Below are 13985 nucleotides of genomic sequence, written 5' to 3' on the forward strand. Positions count from 1 at the left end.
GGCGGAGTAATAACGATTGCAAGGGGATTTGTTGGCCTTAAAACCTTAGCTTCTGCTATGATCCCATCCCCCTTCTGAAGACTTGTTTGGATATTGCGCGAAGATGAAACTCAATCCTGCCCAAAATGATGCTGTTCATTATGTTTCGGGTCCCTGCTTAGTGTTAGCGGGCGCGGGCAGTGGCAAAACACGCGTAATTATCAACAAGATTGCCTACCTAGTGCAAAAGTGTGGCTACAATGCGCGCAATATTGCGGCGGTAACCTTTACCAACAAAGCGGCGCGGGAGATGAAGGAGCGGGTTGCGCAGTCGATGGGGCGCAAAGAGGCTAGAGGGCTGTGGATTTCGACCTTCCACACACTGGGGCTTGAGATTGTAAAACGTGAGCATAAAGTGCTGGGACTAAAGCCTGGGTTCTCGTTATTCGATGATCAAGACACGCTCGCGCTCCTTAAAGAGCTGACTCAAAAAGAATTACAGGAAGATAAAGACTTACTCAAAGCTCTTGCGGGGGCAATTTCCAACTGGAAAGGTGGGCTGATTATTCCCGACCAAGCGCGCAAGTTGGCAAAGGATGAACAACAGCAGTTGTTTGCCATGTTGTATCAGCGTTATGCCCAACATATGAAAGCCTACAACGCCTTAGATTTTGATGACTTAATTCTGCTACCGACCTTATTGCTAAGGCATCACGAGGAAGTGCGTACGCGCTGGCAAACCAAGATCCAATACCTGCTGGTGGACGAATATCAGGATACCAACACTTCCCAGTATGAAATGGTCAAATTACTGGTGGGCGAGCGCGCGCGTTTTACCGTAGTGGGGGACGACGACCAGTCCATCTATTCATGGCGCGGGGCTAAACCGCAGAACTTAGTGTTGTTGGGCAAAGATTTTCCCAAGCTTAAGCTGATTAAACTTGAGCAGAATTATCGTTCTAGCCAACGTATTTTGCGGGCGGCTAACATCCTTATCGCCAACAATCCCCATGTGTACGATAAGTCGTTATTTAGCGAGTTGGCTTATGGTGAGCCGATGCGGGTGCTGTTTGCCGCCAATGAAGAGCAAGAAGCCGAGCGTGTCGTGGCCGAAATCATTCGCCACAAGTTTGTTGGTCGTACCCAATTTGGTGATTACGCGATTCTGTATCGTGGGAACCACCAGTCTCGCCTGCTCGAACGGGCGCTGATGACTAACCGTATCCCCTACAAGCTAAGTGGCGGCACCTCGTTTTTTGCCCGTGCCGAGATTAAAGACATCATGGGCTACCTCAAATTAGTGGTAAATCCCGATGATGATAACGCCTTTTTGCGAGTGGTAAATTTGCCTAAGCGCGGCATTGGTCCATCGACCTTAGAGCGTTTGGGTAACTTCTCCAACGAGAAACATATTTCCATGTTTGAGGCGATTTTTGACCCTGAGCTGAATCATCATTTACCGCCTAATGCCATGTCGGCCTTGTATCAATTTGGCCGTTTTATTGTCGATACCGGGGAGCACGCCGAGCGAGGCGAACCAGTTGAGGCGGTAAAACAATTGATCCGTAAGATTAATTACGAAGACTATTTATACGAGACCAGTACCAGCGCTAAGGCCGCCGAGATGCGGATGAAAAACATCTCCGAGCTCTATCGCTGGGTGACGGAAATGCTCTCGGGGGATGAGTTAGAAGAACCCATGACCTTGCCTGAGGTGGTTAACCGCCTGACGCTTAGGGATATGATGGAGCGTAACAGCGAGGATGAAGGCGGCGATCAAGTGCAGTTAATGACGCTGCATGCCTCTAAAGGGTTGGAATTCCCCTTCGTGTTTATGGTGGGGGTTGAGGAGCGCATTCTGCCGCATCAAACCAGCATAGATGAAGATAACGTCGACGAGGAACGTCGTTTGGCGTATGTGGGGATTACGCGTGCCCAGCGCGAGCTGTGGTTTACTCTTTGCCGAGAGCGTCGCCAGTTTGGTGAAACCATGCGCTGCGAGCCGAGCCGTTTTCTGCATGAGTTACCGCAGGATGACCTTATTTGGGAGAACCGTAAACCGCAGCAAACCGAACAGGAGCGCATGCAGACTGGCCGCAGCCATATCTCAAATTTAAGGGATATGTTTAAAAAGCAGTAATCACAAGATTCATCATGTGATTACTGCATTCAGGCACAGACCTGTTGTGTGGTGTCTGACAATAAAAAAGGTGAGGCTAAGGCACCGCCTTGGCCAAAGCGATAACCTAATGCGTGGAAGATTTTTATCTGCTCGGCGGATTGCAGGCCATCGACAAAGGTTTGTAAGTCTAAGGTCGAAGCCGCTTTCTGGTAAGCCGACATCAGCTTAATGTGTTGCTCATCCTGCAATTGTTTGGTGATGTTGGCATCGAGCTTTAAGCCCTTGATGGGTAAGAATAACAAACTATTTAATGAGCTGTGGCCACTGCCGTAGTGGCTGATCCCCAAGTTCACGTCCAGCTTTTTCAACAACTCAAAGCCATTAATGTGATTCTCTGTTTCCAGCACTAACGCCTTTTCATTAAAAAACAGCCATAGCTGTGGCAGCGCAAGCTTAGTCTGCTTTAGGGCGTTTTTGAGTCCACGCAGCGCGTGCTTATGCTTTAGATGTTGGCTCGATAGCATAAGGTGTAATTCAACTTTATCCCCTTGGCTGGCAAGTAGTTGATGATAGCTCTTATCCAGCAAGCTAATCGTATACTTATCCAGTTCGACCATCAGGTTCGCTTGTTCGGCTAACTGGCTGAGGATCTCCTGTGGAATGGTGCCCCACTGTGGATGTTCCCAAGTCAAACGGCATTCTAATGCTTGGGTTTGCTGCGTCTGTAAATCGACAATCGGGCAAAATTGCAGTTGTAACTCACCGGTTTGTAATGCCTGTTTAAAATCATTCTCGAAGGCAATGTCCTGCATCTTTTGCTGAGAGGCGCTATCGTCGAAGATGACATAACAGCCTTTGCCATTCGCCTTGGCTTGGTACATGGCGGTGTCGGCATTGCGCAGCATAGACTCACTGGTATCTAGCTTATTGCCACTGATGGTGATGCCAATACTGGCGCCCGAATGAAACTCGATTGCCCCTAAGGTATAGGATAGTGAGATTTTTTGAATCACCCGCTCGGCAACATCACGGGCATCGTTAATACCATTAATGCTATCGAGCAGGATGACAAACTCATCGCCACCGAGTCTGGCTAAGGTATCGTTACTGCGAATACAGGCGCGTAGGCGGGTAGCGGTTTCAATTAAGAACCTATCCCCCTCTAAATGCCCCATAGTGTCGTTAATTTGCTTAAAGCGGTCAAGGTCGATAAAGAGCAGGGCAAACTGCTCTAGGCTATGGCGCCGCACGTGCTTTATGGCTTGGTTGAGTCGCTCCATAAACATGGCGCGATTCGGCAGCCCTGTGAGCGCATCGTGCTTGGCATCATGCACTAGCTTGGCTTCCATATTGCGGCGTTGGCGGATTTCTTTTTCAAGATCCTTATTCAACTCGGCAAGAGCCGTGGTGCGTGCCGCGACTTTTTCTTCTAATTCTTCATAGCTGCGGCGCAAAGATTCTGCCGTTAGCTTTTTCTCGATGGCCGCACCGATATGCTGGGACACAAAAGTCAGCAATTCCAAATCTTTAGTTTGGTAGTTTTGGGTCATGCTGAAACTGTAGATGGTCAAGGCGCCACGCACTTCGTCATGGATAAACAGTGGAATACCTATCCATTGATGCATTGTTTGGGTGTGGTTTAGTGCGGGGGCTTTAGCGTAAAGCTCGCCAGAGATGATTAAATCATTGAGATCATTTCGGTCGAGCAATAATGGTCGCTTGTGTTTGAGCACATACTCGGTCAGCCCATCCTGCAAGGGCCTTGAACCTGGATGCTGGTTGCCTAATTGCGACACGTAAAACGGGAAGGTTAAGTGAGTGCCTTCTTCATTCAGCAGAGCGATATAACAGTTATTGGCGGGGATAAGATGGCGGATAACATTATGTAGCTGGGCATAGAAGTCGGGGTTATCAGAGCCTGAGCTAGCAAGCTCAGCAATCTCAAATAACGACTTTTGCAACCGCTCGGCTCTACGTCGCTCATACACTTCTTGCTTGAGTTTATCGTAGGCTTGGCTGAGTTCCTTGGTGCGTTGCTGAATGGCTTGTTCTAGTTGTTCTTGATGTTTAAGCCTTTCCATCACGCCGGCAATGTGGTGGCAAATAAAGGTCATTAACTCGACCTCGATATCGCCGTAATTTACATTGGTATCATAGGTCTGTACTACGAGTACCGCGGTCACTATGCCTTCATGTTTAATGGGGACGCCTAGCCACAGGTGACAAGGCGAACCGAGATTCAGTATCTCCCCAGCATGAACCAATTCATCGACTTTAGTCTCATCGCACAATAAGGTTTCACCCGAGCGAAAGACATAACCGGTTAATCCCTGTTGTAGCAGGGTGGAGAGCGATTGTTCAGGATAGAGTTGGGCTGGGTGGGCGTCTTTTTCATCGGCGAAGAAGGGGACAGAAATGTCTCCGCTATTCACATCTAGAGTGGCAATAAAAAAATTATCGGCAGAGATCAGTTGCTTTAGGTGGTGATGCACACCAAGATAGAACTCTTCGAGGGAAGGAACCTGCGTCGCAATATGGGATAATTCGAGTAACGCATTTTGAACGACTTCGGCACGCTTATACTTATGCGCCAAATATTTGAGGCGATTAAGTCTCTTTTTTAAGCGTTCAACCTCATGAGCTCGAGGCGGGGTAGTTCCATCTTCATCCCTAAACATGATACTCACTAATCAGTTCTGCGTTAATTGTTTACCAAACGTTATAATTAACATGAAATACCGTAACATCCAAGCCATATTTACGATGGTGTTTCGCTGAAAAAGCATGCGAATGTATCAAAACTTGAGCAGTCAGTAAAAAAAGTGCAAAACAGCTATAGACTCAAGGGCTATTTGTCCATACTATATGCGGCGCTAACCAAGGCGAGCGCCCATAGCTCAGCTGGATAGAGCGCACCCCTCCGGAGGGTGAGGCCGAAGGTTCGAATCCTTTTGGGCGCACCATTTCTCCGAATGAGTTGTGAGCTTGAAGGTTAGCAGTAAAGTGAAAGTCAGTGGTGATTGTAGCTCAGTTGGTAGAGTCCCGGATTGTGATTCCGGTTGTCGTGGGTTCGAGCCCCATCAGTCACCCCATTTCATTTACATCTCGGTGATTAGCGCAGTCCGATGGCGCATCCAGATTTTTGGATAAGAACGGACCAGAGGGTTTGACTCTCTTTAGTTAAAGTAAATTTCGGTGATTAGCGCAGTCCGGTAGCGCATCTGGTTTGGGACCAGAGGGTCAGAGGTTCGAATCCTCTATCACCGACCACATTATTCGCATAACTAGCGCGCTTGATTTTTCAGGCAAATAGTTAACAGTTACGGTGATTAGCGCAGTCCGGTAGCGCATCTGGTTTGGGACCAGAGGGTCAGAGGTTCGAATCCTCTATCACCGACCAATTACATTGAAGCCTCAGAATTCCTTAGGGATCACTGGGGCTTTTTTGTATCTGTCTCTCGGTTGTATGCCTCTGTTCAAGCCTTGCCATCAGGCGTTATTGCACAACATAGTTTGTGGCGCCCCAAGCAATTCTTCCCGCTCAAATAATTAAGGCTCCCTAAGGAGCCTTAATGCAAACATATTCGACTTAGTCGATATTCTCTGGCGGTACTATAAAGCCTTGATAGGCGTCAGTTTTAAGCTCATTAAATCGTTCTAACTGCGCTTTCTCTTGGATACCAGTCACTATCACCTGAATATCCAATCCTTTGGCCACATTGATAATGGCGCGGCAGAGCTCGCTATTATGTGAGGCTTCGTCATAGTAGGAGAAGGATTGATCGAGTTTCACGTAACTCGGTCTTAGCTCTTGAAGGTACGACATAGATCCAAATTGGCGACCAAAGTGGTCGATACCAAACTTAGCACCATTATCACGAATGATATTACATAGCTGCACACAGGATTCTAAATCGCTGTAGACGCCTGCTTCGGGGATTTCAAAGCATATACGTTCTACCTGTGGCATGCTGCGCAAGAAGTGATTGAGCCAGTCGTGGAATTGAGTATCACTAAGGCTCTGATGTGTCAGGTTGATTGCCAGTGGTTCATAGTTACGCTCAAGCAATTTATGCTCATTCACAGTCTCAATCAGGCATTTATCGAGCAGCGAGCCGAGTGACAGTAGCTCGATATAAGGCATAAACTGGCCTGCATGGGCCACCTTATCGCCAAGTTCAAGTTGGCAGTAGAGTTCTCGCTGTGCAACACCTTCCCCATTACAAAATTGGATGGGTTGCCAGCGGAACTTAAACTTCTTATTGCTGATGGCATGGCTTAAGTTGTCGCGCCACTGCTCTCTAGTGAATAGCTGTTGCTCTGTGGTTTCAAACCAATGGAAAGACTTATGTTCTTTCAGCGCTTTTTGCAGCGCGTTATCCGCCTGCGCCAGAATATCTGACACCTTCATTTGACCGATGCGTTCAGCAACACCGATGGCAAAGTTCTCATTGGGCTTACAGCCTGCTTTAGAGATCTCTTGGTTGATGGTGCGGATCAGGGTTTGCAGGTACTTACTGATTTGATCGTGTTCGACATCGGTAACGAGGAACGCAAATTCAAATGCGGCAATACGCGCCACGACGGATGGGGTGATCTCATTGAGTTGCTCGACCAGTTTTTCGGCCAACAGGCGAATGGTTTCATCCCGAACCTGATAGCCATATTTACTGTGTACCTCCTCGAGCCAATCGAGCTTAGCTAAGAAAAGGGCACCGCTGCTCGGTTCACTTAACCAGCCGTTGAGGCGGCTGACTACGTATTGGCGATTAGGCAGTCCAGAGGCGGGGTCGGTGAGGTTCTTTTTGCGTAAAGAGCCGACTTCTTCATCAAGTGATTGGAACAATTGCTTGAGCTGGGCTGACATGCTGTTGAATGCGGTAACCAAGTCCTTGAGCTCAGTGGTCTTGGGCAGCGGCATATCGGGACCAAACTGGCGAGCCGCAATCTTTTTGGCATGATCAGATAAGGCATGCAGTGGTTTTAAGATCCAGGTTAAGCCTAATCTTGCGGTAAAAATGGCGACTAAAAAGAGCAATGAGAAGGCGATAATGGTATTAGACATAATGCGCCATAATTCATGGTAACCAAAACCTGGGTGCGCGGTGATTTCTAGTTGTGCGAGTTGTAACCATCCCGAAGTAATAGTGCTTTCTTTTTTGATGGTTTTAAACAGGTTGAGATTGATGAACCATTGAGGCACGTCTTCAATTTTGAGTGGGTTGTTCCATTCTTGTTGTTTGCCATCAACCATCCAAGTCAGCTTAATGTTTTTGTAATAGCCGCCCTCAAAAATCACATTGACTAAGGTTTCGGCTGCGGCGGTATCGCCTGCTTGCAGTGCTGGAGTAAGCATGAGTCCAAGCGAGGTACTGGTATTGTTTAGATCCGATTCCATTTGCTTGGTCAAAAAGCTTTGTGTCTCAGTAAATTGCACATAGCCAAGGCTTGCAACAACCAGCAAGAACAGGCTAAAAAGCAGCGAATATATCTGTCTAAACAGTGTCATCTTTGGTGCTACTCCAGTTTTAATTTGGGCTGCCTGAGTCGGTCAACCCCTAACCTATGGTTAAGGTCATTCCATTTTTCGAGTCGTGTCGACGAGCCTGCTAACACACCTCGTCCCTGTTCTTTATTTAGCCATAACTGTTTACCGTTAAAGCTGTAAACAGGGATGAGATCTTTACGCTGAGTCGCAGGTTTAATGACATGGTCGAGGTTATCGAGAACTAAAGGGACTGACGAAGGGGTGTCATAGTAAGCCAACACCATATGATACTGATTCACGCTCGTGGCCTTAACCATAGTGATCCGCATCTTATCTTCGGGCACGCCTAATTGGAGTAGCGTGAAATATTTGGCAATGGAAAAGTCCTCACAGTCGCCACCATTTACGCCAATAAACTCCATTGGAGTCGCCCAGTAGTTTGATTCTCCCCATAACTTGATGTCATCGACGAAGCGGAATAAGTTAAAAAAGTTGTTCACTTTTAATAGTTTATCTTTTTCGTCGAGCGTGCTGGCTTCAGCCACCACTTTAAACCAAGCTCTTGCACGCATACCCGCGCGCTCACCATAACGCTTCTCCAGCGTTGAGGTAATTTTGGCTTCATCCAGCTTTTGGGTCGGGCTGGCATATAAACAGCCGACCGCAAGCGCAGACGCGATTAGGCTTAAGCGACAGGCCCGCAAAAACGAATTGTAATCCCTTAGCCTGCCGTTCATAGCCTATTCTGTTAGCCTTTATTTAGTGGGTTCATCAACAGAGTAAATCGTCCATTTCATATCTGTCGTCGTATCATCACCAGTCACTTCCGCGACTACGCGGCGGTTACGGGTTTCTGCATCAGGCGTATGCTCGAGTACCAATGGACGGCTAGAGCCGTAGCCAATGGCTGTGAGTCGAGATCTGTCGATGCTGAAGCGGTCTGCTAGCACCGCGGTGACGGCATCAGCACGTTCTTGAGAAAGTACGGCGTTTCTTTCATCTGTCCCAGTGCGGCTAGTGTGACCTTCGATGGTCACTTTAGTCGTGGGATATTGACGTAAAAACATCGCAATTTCTTCAATCTGAGGATAGTACTCTGGTGCAATATAAGCTGAGTCGTTTGGAAATAATACATTGATTTCCTTACGCTCATTAATCGCTTTTACTTGACCGCAACCATAATTATCCGTACCTGCGCCTTTGGCGGTGTCGTTGCAACGCTCACGAGCTTCAATCACGCCATCACCATCCTTGTCGGACAGATCATAGGCCTGAGTCGTGGTCATTTCTTCAATATTAACGGTATCCCGCATGGAACAACCAGCTAAAAGCGCCACGCTCATAAATAGAATTAGGGTTTTCATTGGTTGGCTCCTCCCTCGTAGTTGCGTTCACCACGCCATGCTTCTGGGCGAGTAACTTTTAAGGAGTCAAGTAAACGTCCAGTAGAGTTGAGTACGCGATATTTTGCAATGATTTCATCGTATTCGGCTTGTAAGTAATCTTTACGTGCCTCAAACAGCTCGTTTTCGGTATCGAGTAAGTCGAGTAAGCTGCGTTGGCCTAAGTTAAACTGTTGGGCATAGGCAGATTGGGTATCTTTTGCTGCCATAACATGGTCGCGAATATATTGCTTCTGTGGGGCCAACATTTCATAGGCGTTCCACGCCAAATTCACGCCCTCAACCACCTCGCGCTGTGCGCGTTGGCGGATTTCTTTAGCTTCACCTAACTTGTAGGCGGTTTCCTTTTCGCGGGCAAGATCTTTACCGCCAGCGAAGAGGTTGTATCTCACTCGCACCATGGCGACGAGATCGTTGTTATAGCCTCCGACGTTTTGGCTGGCTAATGCGCTAACACCGTCTTCGCCGCCGACATCGTTATTCCAGTTACCATTTAGCTCTAACGAGACTTGTGGGTAGTAGCTGGCTTGAACCGATGAGCGTTCGTTCTCGGCGGCACGAATATCATTGGCAGCCGATTTGAGGATCGGATGATTTTCTTGCGCATCGCTAAGACCTGAATTGAGATCTTTCGGCAATAAATCTGCATCTGGTACTGGTTGGATCAAGTCCACGGGATCGGCCGCGATCACACGAATAAATTGTGCTTTGGCATCCAGTAGATTATTGCGGGCAGAAATCACATTGGCATTGGCACGTGCAAGACGGCCGGTAATTTGCGAAAGATCCGCGGTAGAGCCTAAACCTGAATCGGTACGTTGTTTGATTTGCTCATAAATCTCTTTGTGGCTGTTGAGGTTTTTCTCTGCCAGCTTGAGTACTTCATCGGTACGCAGGTAGTTTAGATAGACTTTGCTGACATCCAGCGCCATGTCTTCTGCTGCGGCAAGAAGTGCCCATTGGTCTGCACTGGCTTCAAAGCTATAACGATCAACTTCACTGCTGGTATAAAAGCCATCAAATAGCATTTGCTTTAAGCTAACACCAAACTCACCACGGTTGAGTTCAGCAACCCCATCGCTATCAACATCACCCACATTTGGACGTCGGCGGGTCGATACGCTGTCGGTTTGTTCATAGCCATAGCCGCCAGTGACATCAATAGTTGGCATATAGCCAGCAATTGCTTGGTTCACTTGCTCTTCTCTGGCTTTGAAGCGGTTAAAGGCAACGCGTAGATCAGGGTTTGTATCGAGTGTGTATGCTACCGCTTGCTCTAGTGTTTGGCTTTGAGCCGAAAGTGGTAACAGGATCACTGACAATACAATCGCTAGTTTTGAACATTGAAATTGTTGTCTTACTGAAGTCTTCATTGCAAACCTCCCGGTTTATAACAGGCTTAACGCTCTCTGAGCGCGGTATCCTTAGCCCTTAAAATTGGATTTAAAATGTACTCAAGAATGGATCTTTGTCCGGTGATGACATCAACGGTTGTTAACATCCCCGGGATAATTGGCATCTGTGTGCCATCGTCTTTTACTAAACTGGATTCTTCTGTTCTCACCTTTATAAGGTAGAAGCTATTTCCTTCTTCGTCCTGTGAAGTATCAGCACTAATATGCTCAACTGTACCTTTTAGGCCGCCGTAGCGCGTAAAATCGTAGGCTGTGACTTTCACCACTGCAGGTAATCCCGTGTGCAGAAACGCGATATCCTTTGGCAGGATTTTCGTTTCTATTAGCAACTGATCTTCTGAAGGAACGATTTCTACAATATCGACGCCAGGCTGGACAACCCCGCCTAAGGTATTGATATGCACAGACTTGATGGTGCCGTTAACGGGAGAAGTAATAATGGCTTTACTCACCTTATCCTGTGCCCCGACTTGGGCTTCATTCATGCGTGATAAGCGAGTTTGAGTTTCGTTAAGTTGGGCGCGTAGATCGGCTGCATAGACAAATACAGCTTCACGGCGTTTGAGAATGGCTTCGTCTAATGCAGCCTTCAGCTTAGGTCTGAGTAATCGTAAGGAGTTTAGCTCACCTTGGGCATCGTTAACGGCACGTTCTAATTTGAGTAATTCGACTTCGGGCACGATGCCCTTTTTGGCGAGTGGTCGAGTGAGTTCGAGTTCCCTCGAAATCAGTTGCATACTCGTTGTCAGGGTCGTGGTTTTTGAGGCGAGATCATCAATTTCCTGTTGTCTTTGCTGGATTTGACGCACCAGAATTTCCAACTGGTTACTCAGATTGTCTAAACGGCCGTTGTACTCTTCTTGCTGTCTTTTCACCAACGCGGGCTCTGCCTCTGTCAGGCTTTCGGGGAAGACTAAGGCTTTTTTGGTGATTTTAACTTGCTCACGCCAATCAGATGTCATGTCTGATATCAGTATGCTATCCAACTCGGCACGCATACGGATAACATTGGTTTTTAAACCAAAAACCTCTTGCTCTTGTTGTGCGAAATCGGAGCGAAAACGAGTGTCATCGATGCGAACTAAGGGTTGTCCCTTAGTCACTATATCCCCTTCTCGCACGTAGAGTTCCTGCATGATCCCACCGTCGAGACTCTGGATCACTTGCACTTGCGAAGAGGGTATCACCTTACCCGAACCTGTGGTGACCTTATCCAACTGGGCAAAACCTGCCCATAACAGGAAGCAGACCACCATAGCAGCTAAGGCCCAGATGATGAGTCGGTGTCCACTAGGGGCATCAGTCATCATTGCACCATAAACATCATCCACCATGTCTAAATCGTGTGCGGTTAGATTTTTACTCATTTTTTAGCGCCTCCGGTGACAAGGCCAAAATTGAGTTTTTCTAACACTTCGGCCTTAGGACCATCGGCAACCACATGGCCGCGCTCTAGCACGATAATTCGGTCAACTAGTTGCAATAAATGCATTTTGTGAGTGATCAGCAGCAAGGTTCTATCCTTACTGACATTTTGCATAGAGCGAATAAATTGCTGCTCGGCACGGGCATCCAAACTGGCTGTGGGTTCATCCATTAACAGCACTGGCGGATCATTTAGTGTCGCACGGGCAAGGGCAACGGTTTGTCTTTGACCGCGGCTCAGTGACATACCACCTTCACCAACCTGTTGATCCAGACCTTCCGCTTCCAAGTGAGTGAACTGGCTAACACCAGACAGTTGGACTGCACGGATAAGTTGGTGCTCGGTTACTTGGCGGGTACCGAAAAGAATGTTATCTCTGATGGTGCCGTGGAAAAGGGTGACATCCTGTGGCAGATAGCCAAAGTTACGACGTAGATCGCTTGGGTGGATTTGCGCCGAGTCAACACCATCGTAACGCAGGCTCCCAGTTGTTGGTTGAAATAACCCAACCAAGAGTTTGGCTAGGGTGCTCTTACCCGACCCATTACGGCCAATAATAGCGATGCGTTCACCCGGATTTATGGTGAGAGTCATAGGGTAGAGCACTGGTTTTTCTGAGCCTGGGTAGCTAAAACCAACATGATCGGCGTTGATTTTACCCATCAAACGCTGTTTGCTGACTAGGTGGCCTTTATTCTCGAATTCGTCTTCTTGCACCATTAGCTCGTTGAGCTGGCGTAGTGCACTGGCGGTATGGTTAGCGCGGGTCATCAAACCAGCTAGCTGCGCCATTGGTGCTATGGCTCGGCTCGATAACATCACGGCCGCAATAATGCCCCCCATAGAAATGGCGTTATCGGCAACTCGGTATACCCCTAAAATCACTACGCATACAACCGTAAATTGTACGATGAAGTTAGCCATATTGGAGACCGAGTTGGAGAGCTTTTTCGATCTTAATTGCCAGTTAGCACTATGACCAATCATCTGTTGCCAGCTTCGTTGAACAATCCCTTCGGCACCATTGGCTTTTATCGATTCAAGTGCGGAAAGACTTTCGATCAGATGGCCGTGTTTTAAGCTAGAAAACTTATTACCTTCTTCAATCGCGGCTTTTAGCTTAGGCTGGGTATAAAGGGTAAAACCGATAATGATTAAGCCGCCGACCACGGGAATGACCGCTAAATCTCCCGCCACAATATAGATAATGATGATGAAAAATAGTGCAAACGGTAAGTCGACCAAGGTTGTGATGGTCGCTGAGGTTAAAATTTCCCGAATATTATCGAATTCTCCAAGCTGCTTGGCCATGCCGCCAATACTCGGGGATCGTCTCTCTAGCGGAATACCAATGGCTTTGGCAAATAACCGAGACGACACTATAATGTCGACCTTTTTACCTGCTACATCAATTAAGTAGCTACGTAATTGCCGCATGACTAAGTCAAACAAATAGGCAATGGATGCACCGATGGCGAGTACCCATAGGGACTCAAAGGCTAAGTTAGGCACAACCTTGTCATACACATTCATGATAAACAGCGGAGAGACTAACGCAAAGATGTTGACTAGCACCGAGGCGATTAGCGCATCTCGATAAATGGGTGCCGAGTCTTTTAAGGTTTGTACTAGCCAGTGAGTTTTATTGTCGTGCAAGTAAACATCGAATCCCATGTCGCCACGGTATTCTTGTTTAACGAGGAATAAGTAACCAACATATAAGGTTTCGAGTGACTCTATTGTGAGTACTTCTTCTCCGCCAGTTTCTGGCAATTGAATAACCGCTCTATCGGACTCGAGTTTGAGTTCACGCAGGATACATGCTTTCTTGTCTTTTAATAACAAGATGCACGGTAGCAGTATCGGGGAGATTTCGTTTAACCCTTTACGCGACAATTTGGCCGCTAATCCAGCTCGAGAGGCTGCTTGTGGTACTAAATCTGGTGTTAAAACTGCCCCAGACAAGGGCAGACCTGCCGCAAGTGAATCACTTGAGCATGGGTTTCCAAAGTGTTCAGTGAGTAACACTAAACAATCAAGTAGAGGGTCGACTATTACCCGCTGTGAAGCGGAAATAGTCCACTGCTCAACTTTTTCTGAGGCTGTAACAGACACCTACTTATCTATCCTTTGATTTTTATTTTATTATCAG

At 47.4% G+C, this 13985-nt stretch carries 8 protein-coding genes and 4 tRNA genes; 5 read left to right on the forward strand and 7 right to left on the reverse strand.

Annotated features, from left to right (window positions below; genetic code table 11):
* Positions 1-103: 103 nt before the first annotated feature.
* Positions 104-2119 carry a DNA helicase Rep gene (gene rep / locus SHEWMR4_RS01990; RefSeq protein ID WP_011621182.1) on the forward strand — a complete coding sequence of 672 codons (2016 nt, stop codon included), beginning with the start codon at positions 104-106 and terminating at the stop codon, positions 2117-2119.
* Positions 2120-2148: 29 nt separating this feature from the next.
* On the opposite strand, the gene SHEWMR4_RS01995 is transcribed toward rep, so the two are convergent.
* Positions 2149-4779: a diguanylate cyclase domain-containing protein gene (locus tag SHEWMR4_RS01995; RefSeq protein WP_011621183.1), complete on the reverse strand. Its 2631-nt coding sequence runs from the start codon at positions 4777-4779 to the stop codon at positions 2149-2151.
* A gap of 208 nt (positions 4780-4987) precedes the next feature.
* Between SHEWMR4_RS01995 and SHEWMR4_RS02000 the strand changes: the two genes are divergently transcribed.
* The 4 genes from SHEWMR4_RS02000 to SHEWMR4_RS02015 all read left to right on the forward strand — a co-directional run bounded on the left by SHEWMR4_RS02000 (position 4988) and on the right by SHEWMR4_RS02015 (position 5501).
* Positions 4988-5064 (forward strand) — tRNA-Arg (locus SHEWMR4_RS02000).
* A gap of 53 nt (positions 5065-5117) precedes the next feature.
* Positions 5118-5193: transfer RNA gene (locus SHEWMR4_RS02005), tRNA-His, on the forward strand.
* A gap of 101 nt (positions 5194-5294) precedes the next feature.
* Positions 5295-5371: transfer RNA gene (locus SHEWMR4_RS02010), tRNA-Pro, on the forward strand.
* A gap of 53 nt (positions 5372-5424) precedes the next feature.
* Positions 5425-5501, forward strand: a tRNA-Pro gene (locus SHEWMR4_RS02015).
* 189 nt (positions 5502-5690) lie between these two features.
* Here the strand turns inward: SHEWMR4_RS02015 and SHEWMR4_RS02020 are convergent.
* From SHEWMR4_RS02020 to SHEWMR4_RS02045, 6 genes are read right to left on the reverse strand one after another with little or no spacing between them, the layout of a single operon-like run.
* Entirely contained in the window at positions 5691-7610 is a 1920-nt protein-coding gene (locus tag SHEWMR4_RS02020; protein WP_011621184.1) for an EAL domain-containing protein, read from the reverse strand.
* Positions 7611-7618: 8 nt separating this feature from the next.
* On the reverse strand, positions 7619-8326 hold the full coding sequence (locus SHEWMR4_RS02025) for a transglutaminase-like cysteine peptidase (RefSeq protein WP_011621185.1): 708 nt from the start codon (positions 8324-8326) through the stop codon (positions 7619-7621).
* Positions 8327-8344: 18 nt separating this feature from the next.
* Entirely contained in the window at positions 8345-8953 is a 609-nt protein-coding gene (locus SHEWMR4_RS02030; RefSeq protein WP_011621186.1) for an OmpA family protein, read from the reverse strand.
* Positions 8950-10365, reverse strand: a complete 1416-nt coding sequence (locus SHEWMR4_RS02035; RefSeq protein ID WP_011621187.1) for a TolC family outer membrane protein — start codon at positions 10363-10365, stop codon at positions 8950-8952. Before SHEWMR4_RS02035 ends, SHEWMR4_RS02030 begins: the two co-directional genes overlap by 4 nt.
* 26 nt (positions 10366-10391) lie before the next feature.
* The gene (locus SHEWMR4_RS02040) at positions 10392-11774 is read right to left on the reverse strand and encodes an HlyD family type I secretion periplasmic adaptor subunit (protein WP_011621188.1); all 1383 of its coding nucleotides are present in this window, start codon (positions 11772-11774) and stop codon (positions 10392-10394) included.
* On the reverse strand, positions 11771-13948 hold the full coding sequence (locus SHEWMR4_RS02045; protein WP_011621189.1) for a type I secretion system permease/ATPase: 2178 nt from the start codon (positions 13946-13948) through the stop codon (positions 11771-11773). Before SHEWMR4_RS02045 ends, SHEWMR4_RS02040 begins: the two co-directional genes overlap by 4 nt.
* Positions 13949-13985 lie beyond the last annotated feature (37 nt).

Source organism: Shewanella sp. MR-4, from assembly GCF_000014685.1.
Classification (GTDB): Bacteria; Pseudomonadota; Gammaproteobacteria; order Enterobacterales; family Shewanellaceae; genus Shewanella.

Bases quoted from the DNA above. Each gene is read 5' to 3' on its own strand.
- rep (WP_011621182.1), top strand. From the start codon at position 104: ATGAAACTCAATCCTGCCCAAAATGATGCTGTTCATTATGTTTCGGGT.
- SHEWMR4_RS01995 (WP_011621183.1), bottom strand. From the start codon at position 4,779: ATGTTTAGGGATGAAGATGGAACTACCCCGCCTCGAGCTCATGAGGTT.
- SHEWMR4_RS02020 (WP_011621184.1), bottom strand. From the start codon at position 7,610: ATGACACTGTTTAGACAGATATATTCGCTGCTTTTTAGCCTGTTCTTG.
- SHEWMR4_RS02025 (WP_011621185.1), bottom strand. From the start codon at position 8,326: ATGAACGGCAGGCTAAGGGATTACAATTCGTTTTTGCGGGCCTGTCGC.
- SHEWMR4_RS02030 (WP_011621186.1), bottom strand. From the start codon at position 8,953: ATGAAAACCCTAATTCTATTTATGAGCGTGGCGCTTTTAGCTGGTTGT.
- SHEWMR4_RS02035 (WP_011621187.1), bottom strand. From the start codon at position 10,365: ATGAAGACTTCAGTAAGACAACAATTTCAATGTTCAAAACTAGCGATT.
- SHEWMR4_RS02040 (WP_011621188.1), bottom strand. From the start codon at position 11,774: ATGAGTAAAAATCTAACCGCACACGATTTAGACATGGTGGATGATGTT.